General features: G+C 28.7%; 1 protein-coding gene. It reads right to left on the reverse strand.

Annotated elements, in window-relative coordinates; all coding sequences use genetic code 11:
* Nucleotides 1–352: hypothetical protein (locus tag VF675_RS13845; protein WP_440205405.1), on the reverse strand; the 352-nt coding region annotated here is incomplete at both ends.

Genomic DNA, 352 nt, shown 5'->3' on the forward strand with positions numbered 1-352 from the left:
CTAGGTGATTTTACATCTGTACTTACCCTCGTCATTTTTAAATAATCTAAAAAATAATGGCCATTATCCAAAGTATAAAGATTATCATCCGCATACATTGCTTTTGATAAAAATCTTATCTCTTTCATAAGCTTTTTATTAGATACAACATCTTCACATAAAATAATTTTTGGATTAATAGCTGCACATTCTCCATCATACGCAGCTCCAACTCCCTCTCCTACAGCAATAGAACCATCAATATAAGAAAATTTATTAGAAATTCCTCCGCGTAAAAATATATTTTTTTCTTGGTAACATTTAAAAATAAAAACTACAAGTCTCATCATAATAATAATTGCAACATTAGCAG

Source organism: Acinetobacter sp. Lyrl_1, from assembly GCF_051948795.1.
Lineage (GTDB): Bacteria > Pseudomonadota > Gammaproteobacteria > Pseudomonadales > Moraxellaceae > Acinetobacter > Acinetobacter towneri.